The organism is Bacillota bacterium (genome assembly GCA_024653485.1).
Lineage (GTDB): Bacteria > Bacillota > SHA-98 > UBA4971 > UBA4971 > UBA6256.
Window position 1 is genome coordinate 157,249 of the sequence record JANLFY010000004.1, and the last position, 25,678, is coordinate 182,926.

The 25,678-nt window shown below is 62.2% G+C and carries 20 protein-coding genes; all 20 read left to right on the forward strand.

The genetic code is table 11. The annotated features are described in order from the left end of the window. Nucleotides 1-7: 7 nt before the first annotated feature. Complete coding sequence (locus NUW12_04605) at nt 8-964, forward strand: TAXI family TRAP transporter solute-binding subunit (GenBank protein MCR4402052.1); 957 nt, start codon at nt 8-10, stop codon at nt 962-964. A gap of 443 nt (nt 965-1,407) precedes the next feature. Then, on the forward strand, nt 1,408-1,947 hold the full coding sequence (locus tag NUW12_04610; GenBank protein ID MCR4402053.1) for a DUF1850 domain-containing protein: 540 nt from the start codon (nt 1,408-1,410) through the stop codon (nt 1,945-1,947). An 81-nt stretch (nt 1,948-2,028) separates the two neighbouring features. Further along, nucleotides 2,029-2,919, forward strand: a complete 891-nt coding sequence (locus tag NUW12_04615; protein ID MCR4402054.1) for a xanthine dehydrogenase family protein subunit M — start codon at nt 2,029-2,031, stop codon at nt 2,917-2,919. A gap of 26 nt (nt 2,920-2,945) precedes the next feature. Then, nucleotides 2,946-3,431 carry a (2Fe-2S)-binding protein gene (locus tag NUW12_04620; GenBank protein MCR4402055.1) on the forward strand — a complete coding sequence of 162 codons (486 nt, stop codon included), beginning with the start codon at nt 2,946-2,948 and terminating at the stop codon, nt 3,429-3,431. Further along, the gene (locus NUW12_04625; GenBank protein MCR4402056.1) at nt 3,428-5,737 is read left to right on the forward strand and encodes a xanthine dehydrogenase family protein molybdopterin-binding subunit; all 2,310 of its coding nucleotides are present in this window, start codon (nt 3,428-3,430) and stop codon (nt 5,735-5,737) included. Before NUW12_04620 ends, NUW12_04625 begins: the two co-directional genes overlap by 4 nt. A gap of 21 nt (nt 5,738-5,758) precedes the next feature. Beyond that, nucleotides 5,759-6,979: a Coenzyme F420 hydrogenase/dehydrogenase, beta subunit C-terminal domain gene (locus NUW12_04630; GenBank protein ID MCR4402057.1), complete on the forward strand. Its 1,221-nt coding sequence runs from the start codon at nt 5,759-5,761 to the stop codon at nt 6,977-6,979. Nucleotides 6,980-7,017: 38 nt separating this feature from the next. Then, nucleotides 7,018-8,421 (forward strand): MFS transporter, encoded by a 1,404-nt coding sequence (locus NUW12_04635; protein ID MCR4402058.1) that lies wholly within the window; start codon nt 7,018-7,020, stop codon nt 8,419-8,421. A gap of 104 nt (nt 8,422-8,525) precedes the next feature. Beyond that, nucleotides 8,526-9,281 carry a GntR family transcriptional regulator gene (locus tag NUW12_04640; GenBank protein ID MCR4402059.1) on the forward strand — a complete coding sequence of 252 codons (756 nt, stop codon included), beginning with the start codon at nt 8,526-8,528 and terminating at the stop codon, nt 9,279-9,281. A gap of 160 nt (nt 9,282-9,441) precedes the next feature. Beyond that, nucleotides 9,442-10,641 carry an alanine--glyoxylate aminotransferase family protein gene (locus NUW12_04645; protein MCR4402060.1) on the forward strand — a complete coding sequence of 400 codons (1,200 nt, stop codon included), beginning with the start codon at nt 9,442-9,444 and terminating at the stop codon, nt 10,639-10,641. A 132-nt stretch (nt 10,642-10,773) separates the two neighbouring features. Next, on the forward strand, nt 10,774-11,727 hold the full coding sequence (locus NUW12_04650) for an aldo/keto reductase (GenBank protein MCR4402061.1): 954 nt from the start codon (nt 10,774-10,776) through the stop codon (nt 11,725-11,727). 197 nt (nt 11,728-11,924) lie between these two features. Then, nucleotides 11,925-13,175: a DUF401 family protein gene (locus tag NUW12_04655; protein ID MCR4402062.1), complete on the forward strand. Its 1,251-nt coding sequence runs from the start codon at nt 11,925-11,927 to the stop codon at nt 13,173-13,175. A 409-nt stretch (nt 13,176-13,584) separates the two neighbouring features. Then, nucleotides 13,585-16,695: a cation-translocating P-type ATPase gene (locus NUW12_04660; protein ID MCR4402063.1), complete on the forward strand. Its 3,111-nt coding sequence runs from the start codon at nt 13,585-13,587 to the stop codon at nt 16,693-16,695. 383 nt (nt 16,696-17,078) lie between these two features. Beyond that, nucleotides 17,079-17,369 carry a zinc-ribbon domain containing protein gene (locus tag NUW12_04665; protein ID MCR4402064.1) on the forward strand — a complete coding sequence of 97 codons (291 nt, stop codon included), beginning with the start codon at nt 17,079-17,081 and terminating at the stop codon, nt 17,367-17,369. A 427-nt stretch (nt 17,370-17,796) separates the two neighbouring features. Further along, entirely contained in the window at nt 17,797-18,588 is a 792-nt protein-coding gene (locus NUW12_04670) for a basic amino acid ABC transporter substrate-binding protein (protein ID MCR4402065.1), read from the forward strand. A gap of 475 nt (nt 18,589-19,063) precedes the next feature. After that, nucleotides 19,064-19,759 carry an amino acid ABC transporter permease gene (locus tag NUW12_04675; protein ID MCR4402066.1) on the forward strand — a complete coding sequence of 232 codons (696 nt, stop codon included), beginning with the start codon at nt 19,064-19,066 and terminating at the stop codon, nt 19,757-19,759. Between the two features lie 221 nt (nt 19,760-19,980). Further along, nucleotides 19,981-20,529 carry a ribosome-associated translation inhibitor RaiA gene (gene raiA, locus NUW12_04680; GenBank protein ID MCR4402067.1) on the forward strand — a complete coding sequence of 183 codons (549 nt, stop codon included), beginning with the start codon at nt 19,981-19,983 and terminating at the stop codon, nt 20,527-20,529. Continuing rightward, the gene (locus NUW12_04685; protein MCR4402068.1) at nt 20,526-21,821 is read left to right on the forward strand and encodes a hypothetical protein; all 1,296 of its coding nucleotides are present in this window, start codon (nt 20,526-20,528) and stop codon (nt 21,819-21,821) included. Before raiA ends, NUW12_04685 begins: the two co-directional genes overlap by 4 nt. Before the next feature lie 52 nt (nt 21,822-21,873). Continuing rightward, on the forward strand, nt 21,874-22,872 hold the full coding sequence (locus NUW12_04690) for a hypothetical protein (protein ID MCR4402069.1): 999 nt from the start codon (nt 21,874-21,876) through the stop codon (nt 22,870-22,872). A 531-nt stretch (nt 22,873-23,403) separates the two neighbouring features. Beyond that, entirely contained in the window at nt 23,404-24,693 is a 1,290-nt protein-coding gene (locus tag NUW12_04695; protein MCR4402070.1) for an HD-GYP domain-containing protein, read from the forward strand. Continuing rightward, nucleotides 24,683-25,291 (forward strand): DUF5317 domain-containing protein, encoded by a 609-nt coding sequence (locus NUW12_04700; GenBank protein ID MCR4402071.1) that lies wholly within the window; start codon nt 24,683-24,685, stop codon nt 25,289-25,291. Before NUW12_04695 ends, NUW12_04700 begins: the two co-directional genes overlap by 11 nt. Nucleotides 25,292-25,678 lie beyond the last annotated feature (387 nt).

A 25,678-nucleotide genomic window follows, 5' to 3' on the forward strand; every position in this document is an offset into this window, starting at 1 on the left:
TGGCAAAATGACCAAGCGAATCGTCTGGTTGGTGATTGTGGCTGTTTTATTGATGAGTTGCGGATCTGCTGCGGTCGCAGGCACCACTCTGCCCAAACACCTGTCGCTCGGCGCGTGTGGCACCGCAGGAACCTTCTACCTCGTCGGCGCGGGTGTGAGCCAAATCATAGAGAAGTACCTCCACGTTTCGACGACAGCCGAGGTCACGGCGTGCGCTGTGGAGAACACGAAGTTGCTCCACGGAGGGAAGATAGAGCTGGGGATACTCACCCCGGAGGTTGCGGACCAAGCATATCGGGGTATTACCCCGTTCACCTCTAAGCAAGACATTCTGGCTCTGGCACCGCTGTACCCCAACCTCTATCAGTTGATAGTCCCGGCCAACTCTCCCATCCAGTCGATAATGGACATCAAAGGGAAAAGAGTATCCGTCGGAGCACCGGGCAGCGGCATCCTGGAAAGCAACAAGCTGCTTCTCGACGCGCTCGGCCTGAAGTTCACCGATTTCAAGCCCGAGTACCTCTCGTTCAGCGAGACCGCCGAGGGAATGAAGAACGGCTGGGTTGACGCAGCCATCATCGTCACCGCGGCTCCGTCCTCGTGGGTGTTGGACCTGGAGTCCGTCAAGCCCATCAGGGTAGTCCCGCTCACTGAAAAGGAGCTCAACACCATAGTTGAGAAGGTACCGTACTATGTCCCAACAGTCATTCCGAAGGGACGGTACAAATCCCAGGACTACGAGGTTCGCAGCTTCGCTGCGTGGAACGTCCTTGCAGTTCGGAAGGACGTGCCGGACGACGTCGTGTACGAGTTGACGAAAGCGATCATGGAGCACAACGATGAGCTCGCGAAGGTCCACAAGGAGGCGGCCAACATCCGTCCAGAGAACGCCAGTACCGTCAAGATCCCGTACCATCCCGGCGCGGCGAAGTACTACAAGGAGATAGGGATCACGGTTCACTGAGGGACGGGGTGGAGCTTGGCAGGGAGTAGCACGAAGGAGCCGGCTCAAGTGTCGATCTGAACTGCATGAACCCCTCCAGCTAGTTGAGAGGTCGCAGGTTACGGAGGTGAAAGGAGCAAGCCGGACCAGCTGGCCACGGGCAATTGCTCCTGTCCGACCGACCCTCCGCCCTCATGTGGACGTGGTTCTCGTATGATGGCGATGTCACACGCCGGGTGCCGTCCGGTCAGCAGGGCGCAGGAGTCCCGCGTGGCTGCGGATGCGTGACGGCACCCGGGCACGGCCGAACCGCCGAAACGGGCCGTACCATTGGTTCGCGTGAAGCCGGCTAGGTACGGCGGCCTCGGCCGCGCCCGGGCGGCCAGGGAGGCCGGCTCCGAAGATACCGTGGTATCTTCGACGGTGACAGGCGGTGACATCCAGGTGGGTCGAGGTGGAACACGATGCACGGAGGCTGTGAACCTCGCACGGAGAGCTCGAGCTCGAAGAATAGGATAAGGACCACGCGGGCAGCCGCTCTGTCCGTGCTGTGTGTCATCCTTGCGGTCTGTGGCGTCGCGGCGTGGTGCCTTTGGCATCGGGACCGCAGTCGCAGTCTGGTCGTCATCGCCGAAAATCGCGCTCGGCCTGTGCTCCAGATTCCGGCGGCTCCCGGGCTGGAGTTCGTTCTGCGGTACACTCACAGTCAGACGGGCGGGCCAATGGAGATGAGGTTTGCGCTGGGTCCCGACTGCAGAATCGTCCTCAGAGAGGTCCGGGCGGAGATCCTGAGGCCCGAGATAGAAGAGCTTGCACGTTACGCCCTGGAGGTCGTCCGGGAGGGCGCTTGGACCGTGTACCGCGGGATGAACCAGAGAATCGACCCGCTTTTCGTCAGGGTCAGGGTGTCCGATGGAGAACAAGATCTTGTCATCAACGGTACCGCGATCCCCCTGAGGTCGCTCGCCGCATCTGGCGCACGGTTGGAATTAAGGGTCAGGTAAATCGCAGCGGCGTCCGAAGTGCGGACGTGGCGCTGTGGGCGCTATTGGGGTGCAGCCCGACTCGAGAGGTGATTGCCGCTCATGCGTGAGAGATTGCCCAGATTCAGATACATGGAGGCCCGCTCGGTAGAGGAGGCTCTGTCTCTCCTGAAAGAATTGGGACCCGGCGCGAAGCTGCTCGCCGGGGGAACGGACCTCCTCGTGGCCATGAGAATGAAGGGAGCGAGGCCTGACGCCCTGGTCAACCTGAAGACCGTTCCCGGTCTCGATACGATCGAAGCTCGCGCCGACGGGCTCTTTATCGGAGCTCTCGCCACTATGCAGGCCGTGGCGGACAGCCCGGAAGTGGCGCGTGGGTTTGGCTGCCTTGCTCGGGCCGCTGGCGTCGTGGGCTCGTGGCAGGTACGCAACAGGGCCACGGTGGGAGGCAACCTTTGCAACGGGGCGCCGTCGGCTGAGACCGCCCCGCCACTGCTGGTGCTGGGTGCCAAGGCGCACGTGGCGGAGCCCGGAGGCGGGGCGAAGGTCGTCGACCTCGATGACTTCTTCCTGGGTCCAGGGGTCACTTTGTGCTCGTCGGGCAGGCTCCTCCTTGGGATAGCCGTGCCGGAGCCTCCTCAAGACATGTGGACAACTTACATCAAACACAGCCCGCGCAGGGCCATGGACATCGCGGTCGTGGGAGTGGCTGTCGGGCTTGCGCTCAAGGACGGAGGCCGCGTGAGGGAAGCCAGGATCGCCCTAGGGGCTGTCGCACCCACGCCCTTCAGGGCGCGAGAGGCTGAAGCCTACCTGGAGGACAGGATCCTCACCTCGGAGGCGGCGAGGGAAGCGGGTAGACTTGCGGCGCGTGCCGCAAGGCCCATCTCCGACGTCCGCGCCTCAGCTGGGTACAGACTTGAGATGTGCGAGACACTGGTCGCAAGGGCCCTCACGGCTCTCGCCTCCTGTGGGAGGGATGGTCGGGGATGAATGGGGTTGGACATGCGGGCGATGACATGGTGACTATCAGGCTCCGGGTGAATGGAAAGGCTCGGGAGGTGTCTGTGAGACCCAACGAGACGCTGCTCGATGTGCTCAGAGAGAGGCTTGGGCTCACCGGCACCAAGAAAGGATGCGTCCTTGGAGACTGCGGCGCGTGCACGGTGCTCCTGGACGGAAAGCCCGTGAACTCGTGCCTCGTACTCGCTGTGGACGCCGCTCACGGCGAGGTTCTCACTGTCGAGGGCTTGGCGGAGAACGGCGGACTGCATCCTCTTCAGGAGGCTTTCATCAGGTACGGCGCGATTCAGTGTGGATACTGCTCCCCGGGCATGCTCCTGTCTCTCAAAGCATTGCTCGACCGCGAGCCTTACCCGACTCGCGAACAAGTCATGAGCGCCATCTCTGGCAATCTTTGCCGGTGCGGCGGATACCACAAGATCGCCGACGCGGCCCAGGCGGCCTCGAGTGCGGGAGAGCGCGGGGGTGACGATAGATCATGAGCAATACTAGCGTGGTTGGGACAAGTGTGCCGAGGATCGATTCGGCAGGAAAAGCGACGGGCGAAACCAAGTACGTAACAGACATCAGCGTACCTGGGATGGTGCACGGGAAGGTCTTTCGGAGCACTGAAGCCCACGCACGGATAGTCCGGCTGGATGTTTCGGATGCAGAGCGACTGCCCGGTGTCGTAGCGGTCGTCACTGGAGCGGACGCCCCCTACTCATACGGCCGCATGGTGGAGGACGAGCCCTTCCTTGCCCGCGAGGTCGTTCGGTACATAGGCGAGCCTGTGGCGGCAGTCGCAGCTGTGGACGAAGAGACGGCGGAGGCAGCTCTGGATCACATCTACGTGGAGTATGAGCCGCTTCCAGCGGTGTTCGATGTCGAGGAGGCGCTCAGTCCTACGGCCCCGCTCGTCCATCCTCAACTGGAATCCTATCGCAAGGGGCCCATTCCGACGCCCGTCCCCGGCACCAACATGTGCAGCAGCTTCAGGATCAGGAAAGGCGACGTCGATGCTGGCTTCGCCAGGTCTGATTTCGTGTTCGAGCACAGGTTCGCGACGCCGCCCATACAGCACTGCTACATCGAGCCGTGTTGCGCCATAGCGGAGTATGACTGCACCGGCGCGCTGACCGTGTGGAGCGGCACGCAAGGCGCCCACCTTCTCCAGCAGTTGTTGAGCGCGTCTCTCGGGATCCCCCTCTACAAAGTGCGGGTGATCCAGCCGCCGTATGGTGGCGGGTTCGGTGGCAAGGTGCCTATGCACGTAGAGCCGGTTGCGGTGGCGCTGGCTCTCAAGTGCCGACGGCCTGTGCGTGTCGTGCTGAACCGCGAGGAGGAGTTCGCGGCCTCTACGACCCGGCACGCAAGTGTCGTGACGATAAAGTCCGGTGTGAATCGCGACGGACGCATCATCGCCCGAAAAGTCGACGCCGTGCTGGACACGGGGGCGTACGCCCGCATCGGTCCCCTGGTGCTGCGGAATGGGAGCATCGCCGCGAGCGGCCCCTATGACATCCCCAATGTGTGGATCGACGGAGCTTGCGTTTACACGAACAAGGTGCCGGCCGGCGCTCTGCGCGGGTTCGGCACGCCTCAGATGACGTGGGCGTACGAGTCTCATACCGACATGATCTGTCGGGAGCTGGGTTTGGACCCGGTTGAGTTCAGGCTGAAGAACGTCCTCCGAGATGGCGGCGAAAACGCCAACGGCGAGAAGGTCAGGCACGTGGCGGTCGACCGGTGTATCGAGGCTGCTGCAAAGGGAATCGGATGGGGAGAGCCCAAAGTGACGACATCTCCAGGCAAGGCGCGGGGCAGGGGAATCGCCGCTACGGTGAAGGCTTGCGCCGGTCCCGCCGAGTCCCTTGTCGTGCTGCGGTTCAACAGGAACGGGCGCGTGCGGGCTCTCGTGAGCGCGAGCGAGATGGGCCAAGGCCTTCACACGGTCGTCGCGCAGATCGTCGCGGAGGAACTTGGGATTCATGTCGACGACGTGCGCGTGACGCAGCCCGACACGGACTTCACTCCGTTCGACGAGCTTACCACGGCAAGCAAAGCGACTTTCCATACCGGTAACGCTACGCGCGCGGCGGCTCGCGATCTCCGTCATCAGATCGCGTCGATAGTTGCCGAGCGGCTCGGCGTGCCTCAAGAGACGCTGAGGTTCGAAGGGGGCAGGGTAATCGCTGAGGGCCTGGGAGAGTCGGTGGCCATCACGGACGTGCTCGGGAAAGGCAAGCACCGCGCCACGAACGAGCTCGTTGGCAGAGGGATGTTCGCCTCCGATTACGTCATACCCCTTGATAGGGAGACGGGGCAGTCGGAAGCGCCAGTCGCTTTCTGGATGTACGCGGCGCAGTCAGCAGAGGTGGAGGTTGACCTCGAGACGGGCGACGTGAGAGTATTGAGAGTGGTGGCCGCGCACGATGTGGGCCAAGCCATCAGCCGCTTAGGTTGCGAGCAGCAGATCCAGGGAGGGGTGGTTTTCGCTCTCGGACAGTCTCTCTGGGAGCAGACCATCGTTCGTGAGGGCAGGGTCGTCAACCCGACTCTCTTGGATTACAAGGTGTTCACGTCCGCGGACACTCCGGAGATCGTGCCGGTCATCGTTGAAGATGCCCCACACTCTCTCGGCCCATACGGAGCGAAGGGGCTGGGCGAGATCGTGACCACGCCCACGGCGGCCGCTGTGGCAAACGCCGTTTTCGACGCGACGGGCGTCAGAATCACGGACCTGCCGCTTACTCCGGAGAAAGTGAGAGCCGCGCTCAAGGCGGCGGGCACGAAAACGACGCTGTAGAGCAGGGGAAGAGGAAGGGATATGGCGGTGAACGCAGAACGTGTCAGACGGAGCTTCCAGGACCTACACGAGGACGTAGTCAGGGTGGGGCTTTGCACTTCATGCGGAACGTGCGTCGGCGTCTGTGCGACGAAAGCCATTGAAATGGATTACGCACTGGACGAGCCTCTGCCAAGACTCGTGGGGAGGTGCACTTCGTGCGGGGCTTGCGTTGATGCCTGTCCGGGCAAGGACGTGCCGCTGAGGGATATGGACAGGTTCCTCTTCGGACGCGAGCGAGACGAGGAGAAGGAGCCTGTCGGGGTTTTCAGATCGTGCTATCGAGGGTGGTCCACGGACCCGTACGTAAAGGCCACGTCCAGCAGCGGAGGTGTCGTCACCGGGCTGTGCAATTACGCCCTAGAGAACGGCATCGTGGATGCGGTCATCATGGCCGGCTGGAGCAAGGACGAGCCCGCGCGCTGCAGACCGATCATTTGCACGAGCCCCCGGGAGGTCGCCGAGGCCGCCCGGTCGGCTATGGTGATAGTGCCCAACAACGCGCTCCTGGCCGAGGCGGTGCTCGGGGACAAACACGAGAGAGTGGGGGTCGTCGGCCTTCCTTGCCACGTTCACGGACTGAGGAAGCTTCAGATGAAAGGCCGGCCGAAGAAGCTGGCAGCGTCCATCAAGTTCGTCATAGGCCTCTTCTGCGCCTCGACGTACTACTGGGAGGGAGTGAGGCATCTAGTCCGTGAGTTCAGCGACATCAAGGACATGGGTGAGGTCCAGAGGCTTGATTACCGCGGTGGACAGTGGCCTGGAGGCATGTACGCAGTGACGAGGGACGCCAAGATCCATTTCGTAGCGAGCAAGCACGATTATACTTGGCACTTCCTGGGGGCAGGTACGTTCAAGCGGGATAGATGCTTGATGTGTACCGACTTCTCGGCAGAGCTCGCGGATGTTTCGTGCGGCGACATCTTCCAGCCCGTGAGACCCGGTGACAGGCGGATAGTGGCCACGGTCACCAGAACCGATGTGGGCGAGGATCTCGTGCGAAAGGCGCAGGACGCAGGGTACATCCAGGTCGAGCCGCACGACCCGTCGCTGATACCGGCGAGCGGTCTTGGATGGGAATCGAAGAAACACGCAGGCATGTACAGGCTCAACCAAAGGCGCGAGTTCGGATGGCCCACTCCCGACTATCAGTACGAGCCGAGAGTGGTGCCCCTCGACAGGCGGCTGACTTTTCCGTCGTGACACGCGACAAGTCGCGGGAGTATCAAAGTGCAGCGAAGGTGCACGATCATATCTTACGGGTGAGGGTTTTGACGAAGAAGGCTGGTTGCGGGGAGACCTTGTTCACCCGCAACTTCATACTCACGTGCTTCTCGACGCTCCTCTTCTACATGAGCTTTCACGTTCTCCTTCCGACGCTGCCCATGTACGTGCTCGGACTCGGCGGGACAGAGGGCGACGTCGGTCTGGTGATGAGCGCGTTTGCCATGACCTCGGTGTTCATGAGGCCTGTCGCCGGGCGCTGGGTCGACCGCGGTGCCAAGAAGGGCCTCATGCTAGCCGGGGCCGTGGTGTACGTCACGTCTGGGATCCTGTACGGGGTCGTGTCGCACGTCACAGGGCTTGTCGCAGTGAGGCTGCTTCACGGTCTCGGCATGGGCATGTACTCGACGGCGGCGTCTAGCCTCGTCTCAGAGTCGGTGCCGCGTCATCGGCGCGGCGAGGGTCTCGGTTATTTCCTCCTCGCAACGAGCCTTGCGATGGCAGTGGGACCTGTCGTGGGGGTGGCGATAACCGAGGCGATGTCGTACAGCGCCCTGTTTGGGGCGTCGGCCCTCTTGGCAGGGATCGTCGTCATCTGCGTGCTTTTCATCGCGGCGCCTCCCGCACAGAGTCTGGGGTCCCCGACAACCTCCGCATTCACCACGCGTCGGCAAGACAGGAGGCCGGGGCCGACCGAAGGCGGCGCCTTCTCCGAGGGGAACGGCGCGAGACGGATGTCTCCGAGGCCACCCTGGTGGCGTAAGGCTTTGGCTGGTCTAGTGTCGTTCTTCGGTCTCGAGGCGCTGTTCCCGTCCATCACGCTCTGCTTCGGCTCGGCCACGTACGGGTCAATTGCGTCGTTTGTGGCCGTGTACGCCGGCTGGAGGGGCGTGCGCAACTCAGGCGTATTCTTCACGGTCTTCGCGTTGTCGATGTTCGTGACGCGCACGTTTGCGGGGAAGATCTCCGACAGACACGGTAGGGCGTCCGTGATAGCCCCGGGCCTTGCAGCGATATCCTTGGGCATGGCGACCCTGGCTTCGTCGAGATCCCTGTCCTCTTTCGCGCTTGCGGCCGTGATATACGGAATGGGTTTCTCAGTGATGCAGCCTACGGTCACCGCCCTCACGGTAGACCACGTTCCCGCCGGGCGCCGGGGCGCGGCGCTCGGGACGTTGATGGGCATGTACGACGTGGGAATAGCGCTGGGTGGTGTGGCAGCGGGACGGATTGCCGAGAGGCTCCCTCTTGACGCCGTATACTGGTGCATGTCTGGGGTAGGCGCGTGTGGGCTCATCTTCTTCGTGTGCGGCTACAGGCGCTACTGTGCGGTGAGACAGAGGGCGATGGCCATCGGGCGCGTTCTCGCAGGCGGAGCAGGTTCTCCTGTTCGATCGGGCGTCGAGGCGCCGCTAGAGTGACATTGAGACGTATCTGTCTATCTATCTACCTATCTGTCTGTCGGTGTGTCTGCTGACAGGGGGGACACAACATCAAACGACCTCGGAGGTGACGGACGCACGCGATGGCCGAACGTCAAAGAAGAGAGCTGGGGGAGGACGCTGCACCCGACTTCTTCGTGTTGGACAGCCGCGAGATTCGGGAGACCATAAGGGAGAAAGTGTACGCCCGCCTGCGCAGGGCAATCGTCGAAGGACACTTCGCCCCCGGCGAGCGCCTGATACAGGACAGACTCGCACAGCAACTGGGGGTGAGCAGGAGCCCGGTCAGGGATGCCATTCGAAGGCTGGAGTCGGAGGGCCTGGTCGAGGTCGCTCCGGTCAGAGGGGTCACCGTGATCAATATGCCTCCCGACGAGGCGGTGGGGCTTTATGACTTGAGAGAGGTGCTCGAAGGTCTAGCGGCCCGCTTGGCCGCCCGGAACATCTCTTCGGAGAAGCTGTCCGAGCTGCGTAGCTGCGTGAAGCGCATGGGGGATCTCCTGCCTCCCAAGACCAAGCCGCACAAGTGGGTTGAGGAAAACTCAAGGTTCCATGAGATCATAGTGGAAGCTAGCGGCAATCGGAAGCTCATGGAGCTGCTCCCGGTGTTGAGGGAATCGATAGGGGTTCTGTGCAGAACCATCGAATCGAACCCGGGCAGAGTAGCCGAGGCCATGCGCGAGCATGAAGACATTCTAGCCGCGATAGCGTGCGGGGACGCGGAGGAATCCGAAAGGCTCGGACGCCTTCACATAGTCCGTTCCAAGAACGCCGTCCTTGCCAGACTCACAGGAGAGGCTCGCGCTGGAGCGGTCGGCCGCCCAAACCTTCGGGCGTGACCGCGCAAGGCATCCGGTCTGACCGCGTCAGCATGAGTTCGAGTTTGCGGGAGACAACTGAAACGAACAGCGTGAAGGAAATGGCCTCCAGGCGCAGAATCGTGATTGTGGTGCGGCGAGTTCCGCGACTCGAGCTTCGTGCTGCATGGAGGTGGTTACCGTGCGCGATTACCCCGGAGTCACGGTCGAGGGCAGGACGCTCATGGGACCGGGACCGAGCAACGTTCATCCCAGAGTGCTCAGGGCTCTCGCCGTGCCCACGCTTGGTCACCTTGATCCGGAGTTCCTCGGGATAATGAACCTCTCCAAGGAGCTCCTCGCGAAGACGTTCGAGACAGAAAGCGAGTTCACCATCCCGGTATCTGGCACCGGAAGCGCCGGAATGGAGACCGCGCTCGTGAACTTCATCGAGCCAGGGGATAAGGTTCTGGTGTGCGAAAGCGGTCTCTTCGGTCAGCGAATGGCCGATATCGTCACACGGTGCGGGGGCGATCTCGCCGTCGTTCAAGCGGAGTGGGGGCGGATAATCGAGCCCGAGGACGTAGTGCGGGCGCTTGAGTCTTCCCGCGCGGACATAGTGGCGATCGTTCATGCGGAAACGTCCACCGGAGTGCTGCAGCCTCTGAAAGAGGTGGCGGAGGCAGCGCGCGAGCACGGAGCGCTGCTGATAGTGGACGCGGTGACGTCCCTCGGCGGGGCTCCAGTGCGCGTAGACGCGACGGGCATCGACGTCTGCTATAGCGGCACACAGAAGTGCCTTTCCTGTCCCCCGGGACTTGCTCCCATCACGATCGGGAACCGTGCCAGGGCGAAGCTGGATGCGCGCAGGACCAAGGTGCAGAGCTGGTATCTGGATCTCACCATGCTGCGCAGCTACTGGGGCAAGGACCGATTCTATCATCACACAGCCCCGGTGAACATGATATACGCGCTCTACGAGAGCCTCCGCATAATCCACGAAGAGGGGCTCGAGGCGCGATTCGCAAGGCACGTCCTTCACAGCGACGCACTCAAGGCAGGGTTGTCAGCCATGGGCCTGCGGCTCTTCGCTCAAGAGGGGTACAGAGCTCCGATGCTCACCTCTGTCGAGGTGCCTGCCGGAGTTGACGACGCCCGCGTCAGGCAATACCTGCTCACCAAGTACCGCTTGGAGATAGGTGGCGGTCTAGGCCCACTCAAAGGGCGCATATGGCGCGTGGGATTGATGGGACACTCTTGCACTCGGGCCAACGTGATGCTGTTCCTCAGCGCGTTGGAGGACGCTTTGGCGTTCGCAGGCCACCGCGTGGAGCCGGGTGCGGGCATATCCGCGGCAGCTCGACATTATGAGGAAGAGGCCGAAGACGAGGTCGACGAGTGATGCAGGAGCGGGTCACACCCACGGTCCGGGCGACGAACCCGTTCCTCCGCACGTGGTGCGCAGGGAAGTATGGCGCGGGAGAGGCGGATGAAGTCACGACATGCGGCGGCACTCGCAGGGGAGGGTTGATCATTGCTACCAAGAGCCACGCTCGGCAGAACCGGCATCGAGGTAACGAGGTTGGGCTTCGGCGCGCTGCCGATAGGACCCGTGCAGGCGGACCTGCCGGTCGAGAAGGCGGCGCAAGTCATACGGCGCGCCCTGGAGCGGGGCGTCACGTTCATCGACACGGCCCACGGGTACAAGACGTACGAGCATATTCGAAGGGCAAAGGAGGGATGGACCGGGCCGCTCGTCGTGGCCACGAAGACTCCGGCATCGTCATACGAGGAGGCCGAGGCACACGTCAGCTTTGCCCTGAGTGAACTGGATGTCGAGGCGCTGGACATAGTCCTGCTGCACGCGCATCGGCTGGGGGAGAGCGTTTTCCAAGAGCGAGCCGGCGCACACGCCTGCCTCCGCGAATACAAGGCGAAGGGCCTCGTGAGAGCGGTGGGCATCTCGACGCACAGGGTCGGCGTGGTGAGGGCGGCAGCCGAGAGAGACGACGTAGACGTCATCCACCCGCTCATCAACGTCGCGGGCTTGGGCATCCTCGGCGGCACTGCCGACGAGATGGCGGCGGCCATACGCCTTGCGGCTGAACGCGGCAAAGGCGTGTACGCGATGAAAGCCTTGGGTGGCGGGCATCTGGTCGCCAGGCGCGAGGAAGCGTTCAGGTACGTGCTTGGGCTTCCCGGGGTGGGTGCCGTTGCGGTCGGGATGGTGTCCGAAGCGGAAGTCGAAATGAACTGCCGCATTTTCTCTGGGGAGTCCATTCCTGATAGCGAACGAGAAGCCACGCTCAGGACGAAACGGCTCAAGGTGGTCTCTCAGTACTGCAAGGGGTGTGGGGCCTGCGTGGAGGCGTGCCCAAACGGCGCGCTCTCACTCGTGGACGGGAAGTCGACCGTGGACGTGGACGCGTGCATCTTGTGCGGCTACTGTAGCCCCGTGTGTCCTGAGTTCGCCATACGAGTCATTTGAGGCGGCAGGAGTCACGTAGTGTGCGGCGGCTCGCAGTGACCGAAGCTGTGGCTGGTCGCGAGCTCGCAGACCGGAGAGGCCGGGGGAGAGGTGGTGTCCCCGGACTCGAGTCCGGTCCGCACCCGAGTTCGATCCGCATCCACAAAGAACGACCATGGGCGAAGACAGGGACAAGGAGACGGAGGTAAGGGCTGAAAGTGGCTGCGCTTGCTAAACTAGTCTTTGTGTGCGTGTTCATTGTGGTGGCGCTTCGGCGTCAGATCAACCTAGGCGTCGCCATGTTCGTGGCCGCCGTAGGCCTTGGGTTGATGTTCGGGATGAAGCCCGCAGCGCTTGCGCAAGGGATCGTCGCGTCGGTGTTCGCATTGGACTCTCTGAGACTGGTGTTGGCGTTGCTACTAGTGATGGTGCTCGAGAACGTGATGCGTCAAGCCGGGTTTCTGGGCGGGATGACAAGCGCGCTCGGCAGGCTGGTGCGAGACAGGAGGGTTGTGGCGGCGTCGCTTCCCCTCTTGGTGGGCTTCCTGCCCTCGGCTGGCGGCGCACTCTTCTCCGCGCCCATGGTGGGCGAAGCCACGCGTGGGATGCCCGTGTCGCCGGAGAGACGGAGCTTCATCAACTTCTGGTTTAGACACCCCATGGAGTTCGTTATGCCGTTGTACCCAGGGGTCATGATCTCTTCGAAGCTGTTGGGACTGGGCATCTCCGCGTACGTGGCGTTGACAGCCCCCTTCTTCGTGATCGCCATAATCTCAGGTGCGCTAGTCGGTTTTCACGGGCTTCCTCGCTCGGTGTGGGCTGATCGCGACGCGGGACGGGCTACTCGCGCTGACTGGGTGGCGCTCGCCAACGGCCTTGTCCCGATCATGGCTGTCGTCATTGGGGCGGTGCTGCTCAAGCTGGACATCGCTCTCGTGCTTGGCGCGGTTGCTCTGCTCACCGCCGCCTACGCGCGCATTTCCGCGCGAATGGTGATCGAGTTCGCGAGGGAGGCAGTGGCGAGCAACGTCATCTTTCTGGTGGCGGGTGTCATGGGTTTCAAAGGCGTTCTCGAGTCTTCGGGAGCGCTCAATGAGTTGCCGGCCTTCTTTGAGGCAGCGGGGGTGCCGATGGTGCTGGTAGCGTTCCTAATGCCGTTCCTAGTGGGGTTCCTCACGGGCTACGCTCCGGCGTACGCCGGCCTTGCTTTGCCTGTGGTAGCAGGCCTCGGGGCCTCGGCGGCGGGCGTCGGTGCGATGGTTGGCGCTGCCGGCATCGAGCCTTCCATCGGTTACGCCCTCCTCGGCGTGGTGAGCGGCCAGGCAGGGGTCATGTTGTCCCCGGCGCATCTGTGTCTCACCCTAACCGTCGCGCATTTCAAGGCGGATTTCGGGAGGGTTTGCAAGCTTATAGCGGTGCCGGAAGCGGTCCTCGTGGGTGCCGCGGTTGTGCGGGCTATCGTGAGATAGCGCCGTGCCCAGGTCTCTCCGTGCGCTGAGCCGGCACGTTTGCGCCTTCCTGCGTTCGGGGCTGGTCGCGGGGCGCGGGGCGGTCTCGGGGACGCGGGAGCGGACTTGGAGCGGACTTTCGGAGCAAGCGGAACGTGTGTTGACCAACTGTATTGCGAACGTTGTGGTTGGACGGGTATAATGACATACGAGAAGCCCCGAAACCGGTGTTGAGCGAAGGGGAGTAGCTGGTTCGGGTAAAGTCAACAATCGGCCCTTTGGCCTGGCTTTACCAGCCTCCTGTAGGCTTGGCAAGACCTTCGCACCACTGCGATGGTGTGAGGGTCTTCTTGTCCAAGTAGGAAGGATCACGCGGTGAATCGGACGAAAGCGTGACACAAACCTATACCAGGTCGAAAGGAAATGAAGTATGACAGGAAGAGCAGCTGCTACACCCGTTGACAACGCGAACTCGCGACCGGCAACGAACGCCACGGAGGCGGCGTTGGCCTACCATGCCATGTCGGCCTCGGACGTCGCCGGCCTTCTCGGAACGGACCTCGCGACCGGACTTGCGCCAGATGAGGCGAAGACGCGCCTGGAGCGCTTCGGCCCAAACGAGCTCCGCGAGAAGCCCGGGCCGAGCGTGCTGGAGATGTTCCTCGCCCAGTTCAAAGAGCCACTCGTCTTGGTCCTCATCGCTGCCGCTGCCGTATCCATGGCGCTTCGCGAGGTCACCGAGGGCGTCGTCATCATGGCGATAGTCGTGCTCAACGCGGTCCTGGGGGTGACGCAGGAAAGCCGAGCCGAGAAGGCTCTCGCGGCTCTCAAGAAACTGGCGGCGCCTAACGCGAGGGTGCGCAGGGGAGGAGCCACCGTAAGCATACCCGCGCGAGAACTCGTGCCGGGGGATGTGGTCCTGATAGAGGCGGGGGACCACATCCCGGCTGACATGCGCGTCGTCGAGGCGGTTACCCTGAAGGTGGAAGAGGCGGCGCTCACAGGCGAGTCCGTGCCCGTGGAAAAGGTCGCCCATGCAGTGCTTCCGAGAAACGCATCCATCGGCGACCGTGTCAACATGCTTCACATGGCGACGATCTGCGTGTACGGCCGCGGCCGCGCGGTAGTGGTCGCAACCGGCATGAACACGCAGGTGGGACGCATCGCCGGCCTCATGGAGACGTCCATCGAGAAGAAGACCCCGCTACAGGAGCGTCTTGAAGAGCTGGGCAAGTGGCTGGGTGGAGCGGCCCTGGGCTTGTGCGCCGTCATGTTCATCGCCGGGCTCTTGCGGGGCATCCCTGCGTTTGAGATGTTCCTCACTGCCATCAGCCTTGCCGTTGCCGCTATTCCAGAGGGGCTACCCGCCATCGTCACCGTGGTGCTCGCCATTGGAGTGCAGCGAATGGCGCGCCACCGCGCCATCGTCCGCAAACTTCCCGCCGTGGAGACGTTGGGAAGCGCCACGGCCATATGCTCCGACAAGACCGGGACTCTCACGGAGAACCAGATGACGGTGGTGAGAGCGTACGTCGACGGACGGCTCCTGAACGTTACAGGCCAAGGCTACTCGCCGAAGGGCGAGTTCCAGGTGGCAGGCGGTCCGGCGCTCGGCGGGTCGGCGGTTTGCGACTCCATCGCGGCGTCTGACGAAGTCGCCGCTGGTACCGGTACTGCCGTGGGCGATGCGGGCGTCGGCCTGGAGGACCCGCACCTTGACATGCTGGTGCGAATCGCTTCGCTCTGCAACAACTCTGAGCTTCGCCGGGACTCTGAGTCCAGCGAGTGGTTCGTGACAGGCGACCCGACGGAAGGGGCTCTCGTTGTGGCGGCAAGGAAGGCCGGGTTCGGAGATGTCGAGGCGGAGCGGGCGCCAAGGGTGGCAGAGATTCCCTTTGATTCCGTCCGGAAGCGCATGACCACCGTGCATCGTGTCTCGTGGCCGCTTCCCCCCGCTTATGAGGAGTTGCGGGAAGGGAGCGAGGCCGAGCCCGATCCCGCGGGATCCACCAGTCTCCAGCTGAGCGAAGATGGCGCGTACGTTGCCCTGGTGAAGGGCGCCCCTGACTCGATTCTCGCGCGGTGTTCGTTCGTCTTCGAACGGGGAAGCGTGCGCCCGCTGGATGAAGGTGTGAGCCGTCGGATAATGAGCGTGAACAGCAGTATGGCCGCGGAAGCCCTCCGAGTGCTCGCGTTCGCGTACCGGGCCATGCCATTACTGCCGTCGCGCCTCGAGGCAGACGAAGTAGAGCGGGACCTGGTGTTCGTGGGTCTCATGGGAATGATGGACCCACCGAGGGCGGAGGTCCCCGCCGCGGTGAAAACGTGCCGTGAAGCTGGCATCGTGCCGATCATGATAACGGGCGACCACCGGGACACAGCGGTGGCGGTGGCGAAGGCCATCGGGCTGAGCCTGGGCTCGCGCCGGGACGCGGCGGGATACGAGGGCGCAGCGAGTGTCGGCCCGAGCGCTGGCGCGATCGGCGGAGACGACCATCGCAGTCTGCCGAAGATGGGCGATACGGCTGCGAACATCCTGGCTCGCCGCGGGGCAGAATCCAGATTCCCCGCAGCGCTCTCCGGAAGCGACCTAGACGCCATGAGCGACGAGGAGCTCGATGAAGCGGTCCGGAGCGTGTCCGTATATGCGCGGGTCTCCCCGGAGCACAAAGTCCGCATAGTTGAGGCGCTTCAGCGCCAGGGGCACGTCGCGGCCATGACGGGCGACGGGGTCAACGACGCCCCCGCGCTCAAGCGCGCAGACATAGGATGCGCCATGGGAATCACCGGCACCGACGTGGCGAAGGAAGCGGCGGACATGGTGCTCGCGGACGACAATTTCGCCACGATAGTGGAGGCGGTCCGCCAGGGAAGGACCATCTTCGATAACATAAGGCGGTCCATCGCCTACCTGGTCTCATGCAACATCGGAGAGATCGTGGCGGTGTTCACTGCCATAGTGTCCGGCAGTTTCCGACCGCTCACGCCCATTCAGATCTTGTGGGTGAACCTCGTGACCGACAGCCTCCCGGCGCTCGCGCTGGGTGTTGAACCGCCGGATCCCCATGTAATGAAGCGTCCCCCTCGCAAGAGGGCGGAATCTGTTTTCGGCAGAGGAGGTGTCCTGCGTATAGGACTGTATGGCGCGTTCATCGGCGGCATCACTCTCCTAGCGTTCTGGCTGGGAATTCGCGAAGACACGGGCACTGGCCGTGACCCGATTCTCGCCGCGCGGACCATGGCCTTCGCCACGATGTCGCTCAGCCAGCTCTTCCATGCGTTCAACCTCCGCTCGACGCTTCAGTCCCTGTTCCGCCTTGGTCCGTTGGGCAACACGTACCTAGTGGGAGCCTGGATAGCGTCGGCAGCCTTGCAGTTAGCAGCGCTGATGGTGCCGGTCATGCGTCCCGTCTTCGATACGGTCGTGCTCACGCCGGGAGAGTGGGCGACTGTCTGGGCGCTTTCGATGTCGACGATCGCATTTGGGGAGACGCTGAAGGCGGTGGACAGGCTGAGGGCGAGGTCGCGCGCGCGGCGGTGAGAGAGGCACGCAGGAGGCAGGCGACGCGACTTCGTGAGCCGGGCGGGAGCGCTGGCTGCGGCCGCATCGGCATTCACTGCGGTGCGGGCGGAGTTGAGGTGGCCGGGTCCGGCTGCGGTGCGAGCCGCCGGGTGCGGGAGCCTGCGGTGGCGGTTGCCCGAGTGCAGGCGTGCTCTGGCGGACAGAAAGGAAATTGCAAATTTACTTGCATTTACTTTGGGGGCCGGATAGAATAGACTCAAGCCCAACTTGTTCAGGTTCTTCCGGTATACTCGAGGCCGGCCGCGGGCCAAGGGCGCAACCAGACCAGAGAAGAGCGCCGGGGTACAACGGGTCATCTGAGCAGGGGTGTCATTACCACAAAGCGAGGGGATTCATCCAGCATGGAATTCAAGGACAAGGTGTTGACGTGTCGCGACTGTGGCGCGGAGTTCATCTTTACCGCAGGTGAGCAAGAGTTCTACGCAGAGAAGGGGTTCGAGCACGAACCCGTGCGCTGCAAGGACTGCCGTGCGGCCCGGAAACGTCAGCGCAACGATGGCCCAAGGGAGATGTACACGGTCATATGTTCGTCCTGCGGCAAGGAAGCTCAGGTCCCGTTCAAACCTCGTGAAGACAGGCCGGTCTATTGCCGGGAGTGCTTCGAGGCGAACAAGGCTTACAGGGGTGCCTAGTTCGTGGTGACACGGACGGAACACTGGCGGGCGGAACACTGACGAAATAGAGGAGCCGGACGGCGTCGTCCGCGGCGTCCAAGTGACGCCGTCCGAAGAAGCTGGCGAGAGGCGCGGCCGTAAGGCCGCGCTTTTCCTGTGCAATGCCCGGTGCCACTGACCTAGTCCCGTGATCTCGATGAGGTCCCAGAGTAGGTCCCATGGGCAGGGGTTACCCCTGAGGCCGTGGACGCCGGTCGGTTAAGCCGCAATGCTCGGCCGGCAGGCGTCGTGACGTGTCGCGACCTCTTTGAGGACAAGGCTAGATCAGCCGAGAGCGGGACTCGTGCCGTGATGGAAGGGCGAAAACCTGTACTTGCTACGGGTAGTCGAGTGCAATATAATCGGACTAGAAACCAGGAGCCTTTAAGGAGGGTGCAGAGTAGACATGAAGAAGTCCGGCCTCTTACTCGTCATCGGCGTCGCCGTCATCGTGCTACTGGCCGTGGTCCTCGCCGTGAAGAAAGCACCGGAGCAATCGACGGTTACTGGGCCCGGGGCCCAGGCGGAACTCCCGGTACTCAAGGTAGGCTCTGACGTTGCGTTTCCACCCTTCGAGTGGCAGGATGAACAAACCGGGGAGTTCAAAGGCTTCGACATAGAGCTCATCCAGGCCATAGCGGAGCAGATGGGCATGAAGGCCGAAATCATCAATACAGCGTGGGACGGCATATTGCCGGGCCTCCTCAACGGCAACTACGACGTCGTCGTCTCGGCCATGACCATCACCGACGAGCGCGCCCAGAGCGTCAACTTCTCGGATCCATACTTCACGGCTGGCCAGGTCATAGTGGTGAGGAAAGACACGGAGGGGATCGATGAACCCTCCGACCTGAAGGGCAAGAAGGTTTCCGTCCAGATCAACACCACGGGCGATTTCGCCGCCTCGAAGATCGAGGGCGTTGCCGAAGTGAAGAGGTTCAACCTCGCACCCGACGCGTTCCTGGAGCTCAAGAACGGCGCGGTGGACGCATGCGTGATGGACATCGCGGTCGCGGCCGACGCCGTCAAGAACGACGATTCTCTGAGGATAGTGGGCGCTCCGTTCACGGTGGAGTACTACGGGATCGCCATGCGTAAAGACAGGGAAGACCTCCTCAAGAATATCAACAAGGCTCTGGCCACACTCAAGAGCACGGGGAAGTACGACGAGATCTACGCGAAGTATTTCGGTGAGTAATCAAGTATGGACAAGCCGGCTACGCCATCGAAAGACCGAAAGAAGGTAGCCGGCTGCCCGACGCGGGTCCGATGTGGGACCGAAATGAAGAGTACGCAAGAGGACCGATCGAAAGACGAAGGGTGATAAGGGATCACGGCGTGACACAGCTGCACGGCACCGTCCGGGTGAAGCAGCGGCTGCGTTACGCCTTGCTTTTTGTGGGCGCTGTGCTGTCAATGACCCGTTGCAACCGCCCATGCCCAGCCGGAAGGCGGCAGGCGCTCCCGACGCCACACAGGTGCGGCAGCGAAAATCGGGAGCAGAAGAGGCATCTGCTGGCTCCTCTAAAGAACCATGTTTGACCGGGCTGACGGTAGAGTATCCCCGGGATGTACAAGTCCGGGACGGGGCACTACTGAAACATTGGGCACCGGCACGCGAGGTCGCCCGAGAGGCAACGCAAGGCACAACAAGCGAGTGGGAGTGGAGAGAGTTGAACGCTGCCTTTTCATTTCTTTCAGGCATACTGCCCGGGTTCAGATGGGACGTGATCGAGAGGTCGCTTCCCTTTCTCCTGCTGGGGGCGTGGATGACCCTGCGCCTCACGACGATCTCCATTGCGATCGGAATCATCATTGGAACCTTCGTAGGCATAGCCAGGATATCCAAGACCAAGCTGGTTTCGTACCTCGCAGCAGTCTACGTGGACTTTCTGCGCGGAACCCCTCTTCTCGTACAGATCTTCATCATTTACATGGGGCTTCCGCAGGTGCTGGGGTTCCCTGTGCCGCCATACGTTGCCGCCGTCTCCGCAATGAGCATCAACAGCGGAGCCTATGTCGCTGAGATAGTGCGCGCGGGGATTCAGTCGATCCACCGCGGGCAGATGGAGGCCGCGAGGGCGCTCGGTATGACCTACGTGCAAGCCATGAGGCACGTGATTCTGCCTCAGGCGTTCAGGCGCATAGTCCCCCCGCTCGGGAACGAGTTCATTGCGCTTCTCAAGGACTCGTCTCTGGTATCCGTGATAGCCATGGAAGAACTTGTAAGAAAAGGCCAGATAGTCATAGGCCGAACTTTCCGGCCGTTCGAGATTTGGATGATGGTGGCGCTCATGTACCTAATGATGACCTTGACCATCTCACGGCTGGTGGCAGTCACTGAAAGGAAGCTCCACGTGCCGGGGTAACTCGTCGCAAGACGAGCCAGCCAGCTAGGGCTTGCGCGCGACGACCGAGGGCGCGGCGGGCTTGTCAGGCGCTGAGCGCTGAGGAGGAGCAAGGCCGGACGGGCTCGGCCGCAGACTCGAGGGACGTGACGCGAAAGGCTACAGAGCAGGATTTCCCTACGCAGGAGGGAATACTATACATGGAAGCCTTACGCTCACGAGCCGGAAAGGAGCTGGTCGAGATGGAGATCACCATCAAAGGCAAGAACATGGAAGTCACAAGAGCTCTCCGGGAGTACGCCGAGAAGAAGGTCGGCAAGATTCAGCGGTTCTTCGAAGGCGATATGGTGGATGCCCAGGTGACCATGGGCATTGAGAAAGGGCTTCACATCGTGGAGGTCACAATGCAGATAAACGGTCTGCTCCTCCGGGGCGAGGAGAAGACAGGTGACATGTACGCGTCAGTGGATGGGGCCGTTGACAAGATCGAAAGGCAGATCCGCAAGTACAAGACCCGCATCAACCGCCGCCTCCGTCAGATAGGGACGCACCTCGTGGAAGAAGCCTTCGTACCCGAAGGGCCTGGGACGGTGGAGGAAGCCGAGGACGAGGCTCGAATCGTCAGGACGAAGCGATTCGCGGTGAAACCCATGTCTGTCCAGGAAGCGGTGATGCAGATGGAGCTTCTAGGGCACGACTTCTACGTGTTCTCCAACGCCGAGACGGAGGAGGTAAACGTGGTCTACAGGCGCAAGGACGGGAACTACGGCCTGATAGAGCCGGAGTTTTGAGTCAGCGTCTCGCCTTCGAGCATGAGTGTTCAACTGGCGCGGCTTTCGCGGGCTTCGCGGGAGCCGCGTGTCACATAGCAATCTTCGGGAGTCGCTTGGAACGCCGCACGTCGGGGAGTGATGCGGTGGGCGCGGTCACGCTGGTCGTGTTCGAGGGAGGAGAACCGAGAAGCGAGGTGGAGGAGCTCGTTGTCGCCGTCAGGAAGGCCGTGGTCCTTGACAACCTCGCGAGGTTCGCGTGCCTGCCAGACCTCTCTGGAATCCTGCTATGCACTACCTATGAAGACCTTGCTTCCGCAGCAGCGCGCACGGGAGACAACATCAAAGTTGAGCTGGTGCCTTCGCGCGGCCGGTTTCATTTCGGGGAGCAGCTGGCCGCGGTCATCAGCAAGCATCGGCTGAAGGCCGTGCTCTATATGGGCGGCGCGTCGGGTTCCCTCCTCCAAGCTGAAGAGGTATCGGAAGTCGTAGGCGCTCTTGCGCGCGCTGAGACGCTAGTTGTGGCCAACAACGTTTTCTCCAGCGACATAGTGGGCTTCACGCCAGCGCACGCTGCGGTGCGCCTCGCCGCTGCGCTGCCGCCCTCCGACAACGCTCTTGCCATGGTGTTGTCGAGCGTGCTGCCGATCACGCGCATGAGTGAGACGGTGGGGACGACGTTTGACGTGGACACGCCGGCAGACGTGGCTGTGCTGAGCTTGCATCCGGCTGCGGGCTCGCACGTCAGGTCGGTCACAGGCGCGCTTGACCTGGAGCCTGCGCGAGGGCGCCTTCTATCGGCGCTTGATGCCCTTGCGACCCCTCTCGCGGAGATCGCCATCATGGGCCGGGTGAACCCCGATGCGGTTTCGTACGTCAATCGCCATCTCCAGTGCAGGACACGGGTGTTCTCGGAAGAACGGGGCATGAAGGCTCTCGGGAGACAACACAGCGGGCAGGTTGTGTCCCTGATCGGGTGCTTGGTCGAGCAGGTAGGGTTCGCCGCTCTCACGAAGGCGCTCGAGAGGGTAGCGACCGCGGCCTTCGTGGATTCCAGGGTCCTTTTCCATCACTTCGGCCTGAGACTCTCGGCGAACGACAGATTCAACTCCGACTTGCTGCGTCCTGGAGATATCGTAAACCATGTGGCACGAGAGTTTACAGGATGTGTTCTCGGCGCAAGGGTTCCGGTGGTGCTGGGAGGCCATTGCCTGGTGTCGGGCGGGTTGCGGGCGCTCGTGGACGCTGCTGTCCGGCGAGGAAGACAAAAAAGTGACCACTCCCCGGGGTCCAGGCAGGATTCCCATCTATGAGGTAGAATAGGTTAGGCGTTGGCATAAAGTTGAAAGCAAGGGAGCCTGTTCTATGGCACCCCAACGAGGGACGCGTCACGAACGCGGCGCTGAAGGCGTTCCGGAGCAGGCGGCCGCTCTCAAGGCGGCTATAAGTCAGATATCGGGTGTGGCATCAGTCAGCGTCAGCAGCGATCCTGAGGGCCGCGTGAGTGCCATCGACGTGCTTGTTGAGAAAGGAGTCCAGTCCCGGCGGATCGTTCGAGACGTGGAGTCTGCATGCGCAGCGCACCTAGGCCGCAGGTTGCCGTCAGAAGCTATCACCATTACCAGGGAGCGCGCCGGGGCCATGTATGGAAGACGTGCGGGCCTCAGACCAGGGCCTGCGGTCGGCCTGGCCTTGGGCGGAGCGGAGACGGGTGTCTGCAGCGCACCCGCGGGACACGGAGACGGCGTCCGGGATGACCGGGTGCCTGGGGCAGACGGTGCAGCTTACGCGGTCGTCGGAGGCGAACTCCCGACAAGCCCGGGCACTGAGGTGTCTGCGGTGAAGAAGTACAGGGTGGTGTCACGGTCCAGTACAGCTGCCGGACGCGCCGAAAGGCCGCCGCGTGGGGGCGGCGAGCGTGAGGGCGGTGAAGATGACGTCCGGCCTGACCCACGCATAGGCGTGAAACGGTTGGGGGTGAACGTGTACCCTGACCGGATACATGCCATGGTCGAGCTGTCATGCGGCTCCAAGACCTTCGTCGGTGAGGAGGACGACCTTCCGAACGAACAGAACAGGTTCAGAGTGCCCGCTGCTGCGGCGCTCAAGGCCCTCGACAAGGCGTTCGGAGGGCTCGTGAGCGTCTCGGTGGACGACATACAGGTATGTCGGCTGTCGGGAAGGAAGACCGCCGTGGTGCTTGCCACCATCGGCTCGCCATGGGGCGATGTGCCTTCTAGCGGTGCGTCTTACGTAACACGAAGTGAAGAGGAGGCGGTCATAAGGGCTCTCCTTCACGCCGTAAACAGGTGCGTGACTCTCACATACGGAGGAGAGGACTCCTACGAGGAAGACGCCGGGTAGCCCCCAATAGTGTCTCCTCGGGACAACGCACACGCGGCGAGAGAACTGAACATCGTCATCAGCCTTGGAACCCCCCGCCGGAGAACCGCCAACAGGCCGCTATCGTGGGTTACCGTAGTAACTCTAGGAGCGGCAAAGCGGCCTGGAACAACGCCTTGAGCGGAGAATAGGTCCCGATCCGAGTTCTCCGGGCCAGATCTAGCCCGGCATTTCACAAATGCGAATGGAGGCTGGAAGGCAGATGAAGAACATCGTGAAGGCGATCCTTGCACTTGTGGCGTTGGTTTTGGCGGGCGGCGGCACGTTCTGGTGGTAAGACGTACCAATTCACCGTGTGGGAGACGGGACTCGCGTCACGTGGGACGTCTGCTCATAGGGCGAAAGCAAGCGTGTATCAGGGGTGGTCATTCCAACTGCTAGATGCTCTGCTTTTCCGTGTTTGCAGTAGCAGATGGAGAAGGTGACCTCCTTTCTGGTACAACCACGACGGAGCTGCCCCCGGTGGGGGTTCCCAATAGGATGTTCTTCGAGGTGGGACACATTTTGCGTCAGGGCGTAGACCGCGCGACCGGTCAGCGGGGTCGCAGCAGCTTGCTCACCATATACATACTCGCTCTTGCAGGTATTGCTGTGATCGTGCTCCTGCTTGTGAGTTCATTCCTGCAAACCCCTTGGTGGCGTACCTTAGTGTTCTTTGGTGCCTTGTCCGTGGTTGCAGAGTGTTTTCCCGTGCCGCTTCCCCGAGGTGGCGCTGTATCAGTGAGCTTTGCGACCAACTTCGCCGCCATCCTCCTGTGCGGACCCGGAGCGGCATGGGTCGCGTCTCTCGACGGTCTGGCGAATGTTGTGCGACGACGAGCCAGCCCGGAGAGAGCCACGTTCAATGTTGCTCAGGTCATAGTGACTGTAGGTGCATCGGGGTTTGCCTACCAGTTTTCAGGCGGTCACATTGGCTTCCCTCAGCTGCCAGACGATGCTATGCCGATGCTGTTCAGTGCACTCACGTACTTCCTAGTGAACGCTTCGCTCGTCACCGGGGTTATCTCGGTTTCAGAAGGGACTCCCTTTCGCGTGACCTGGTCCGGCAACATATCTGGAGTACTAAGGAATTACCTTGCTCTTGCTCCGTTAGGTTTTCTTATCGGTGCAGCGTACCCATACATAGGTATGTTGGGCACGACGCTATTCTTCATCCCTCTTGTTCTCGCCCGCTACTCATTCCAAGAGTACATGAAGATGAAGGAGCTGTACGCCGGCACTGTTCGCGGGCTGGCGGCTGCTCTAGAGGCGAAAGACAAGTACACCCGCGGGCATTCAGACAGGGTGGCCGTTTACTCTGCCGCTATCGCTCGCCAGCTCCACATGGGCGAGAGCGAAGTCGAGAAGGTTGAGTACACAGGGCTGCTGCATGACATAGGAAAGATCGGCGTTCCCGACGAGCTCCTTTCCAAGTCAGGCCAGCTAAGGACGGACGAGTTCCAGACGATACAGCAACATCCGGTCACGGGCGCCAGGATCCTCTCCGAGATCAGCTTCCTGAGGGACGTGGCAGCAACGATACGTTGCCATCACGAGCGTCTCGACGGGCATGGTTACCCGAACGGCCTCACCGAGCGAGACATCCCTTTCCACGCCCGGATTCTTGCTGTGGCCGACGCCTACGACGCCATGACGTCGGACAGACCATACCGCCGCGGGTACCCTCCGGAGGAAGCCGTGAGGCGCCTGCTGGCGGGGTCAGGCAAGCAGTTCGATCCGGAGGTGGTCAGGGCCTTTGTCGAGCACCTCAAGAAGCAGAAGGTGGTAGACGATGCTGGTTGACACGGCTGTAGCTTCTTTGGTCGTCGGCAAGCTCCGGGGCGGGACGTTATCGAGTCTCGGGGGAGTTCCGTTCAAGAGAGTTGAGTGCATAGTAGCGTCGCTCGTCATCGAAACCGCCATCGTTGGTTTTGGGCTCCGTGGCACTTCCGTCGTGCGCGCCGTGGCGCCTTACGCGTTCTTTCTCGGCTACGTTCTGCTCCTTTACGCCATCTGGGAGAACCGCCGTATTCGCTGGATGCCGCTCATTGGGATAGGCGTGGCGTTGAACTTCCTGGTCATCCTTTGCAACGGTATGCGAATGCCCGTGTCCGCAGATATGTTGGACGCGGTGGGCATGGCGCGGCAGGTTGCCTCGATAGAGGCGGGGAACGTCCTTACGTACAGACTCATAGACTCAGGCACCCGCTTGTGGCAGCTCGGAGACGTCATCCCCATCGGCTGGCCGTATCCTATCCACCGAGTCATTAGCGTCGGCGACGTCCTCATGGCCGTCGGCGTATTCCTCCTCATTCAACATGCGATGCTGGCGAATGGAAGCCCGCGGACCCGGCTCGGCCGTCGAGCCGGCACACTGGGGCGAACCTGGCGCCGCAGCTGAATCCCATCATTGGCAGATCCCATCATTGGCAGAAAGTGCGTCTCCAGATCACCCGACTCTCGCCCATGGACTTCGTGGCCGCTTGTGGACGCTTGTGGCGGGACCGCCCGCCTGGCGTGAGGTTGCTGCACCGGCGCGTGGATGGTATAATTATCTCGCGCTCAGGGGACCTCGCTGCGCGAGCGGCGACGCCTCTGGCGTTAGCTTGTGCGGGTGCGAATGCCGTCAAGCGGGCGCCTCGCGGCAGCAAGGCGCCGGATGGACACTACACGCCTGCCGGGGGCGAAGATAGCGGCCTGCCGCTCTGACGAGCCGTTCCAAAGGACGCCGCCGCTTCGCGCGACGGTGGGGTTCCGAGAAGCCGCCTCCAAGAGGGCGGCCCACGAA

Bases quoted from the DNA above. Each gene is read 5' to 3' on its own strand.
- NUW12_04605 (MCR4402052.1), top strand. From the start codon at position 8: ATGACCAAGCGAATCGTCTGGTTGGTGATTGTGGCTGTTTTATTGATG.
- NUW12_04610 (MCR4402053.1), top strand. From the start codon at position 1,408: ATGCACGGAGGCTGTGAACCTCGCACGGAGAGCTCGAGCTCGAAGAAT.
- NUW12_04615 (MCR4402054.1), top strand. From the start codon at position 2,029: ATGCGTGAGAGATTGCCCAGATTCAGATACATGGAGGCCCGCTCGGTA.
- NUW12_04620 (MCR4402055.1), top strand. From the start codon at position 2,946: ATGGTGACTATCAGGCTCCGGGTGAATGGAAAGGCTCGGGAGGTGTCT.
- NUW12_04625 (MCR4402056.1), top strand. From the start codon at position 3,428: ATGAGCAATACTAGCGTGGTTGGGACAAGTGTGCCGAGGATCGATTCG.
- NUW12_04630 (MCR4402057.1), top strand. From the start codon at position 5,759: ATGGCGGTGAACGCAGAACGTGTCAGACGGAGCTTCCAGGACCTACAC.
- NUW12_04640 (MCR4402059.1), top strand. From the start codon at position 8,526: ATGGCCGAACGTCAAAGAAGAGAGCTGGGGGAGGACGCTGCACCCGAC.
- NUW12_04660 (MCR4402063.1), top strand. From the start codon at position 13,585: ATGACAGGAAGAGCAGCTGCTACACCCGTTGACAACGCGAACTCGCGA.
- NUW12_04665 (MCR4402064.1), top strand. From the start codon at position 17,079: ATGGAATTCAAGGACAAGGTGTTGACGTGTCGCGACTGTGGCGCGGAG.
- NUW12_04670 (MCR4402065.1), top strand. From the start codon at position 17,797: ATGAAGAAGTCCGGCCTCTTACTCGTCATCGGCGTCGCCGTCATCGTG.
- raiA (MCR4402067.1), top strand. From the start codon at position 19,981: ATGGAGATCACCATCAAAGGCAAGAACATGGAAGTCACAAGAGCTCTC.
- NUW12_04690 (MCR4402069.1), top strand. From the start codon at position 21,874: ATGGCACCCCAACGAGGGACGCGTCACGAACGCGGCGCTGAAGGCGTT.
- NUW12_04700 (MCR4402071.1), top strand. From the start codon at position 24,683: ATGCTGGTTGACACGGCTGTAGCTTCTTTGGTCGTCGGCAAGCTCCGG.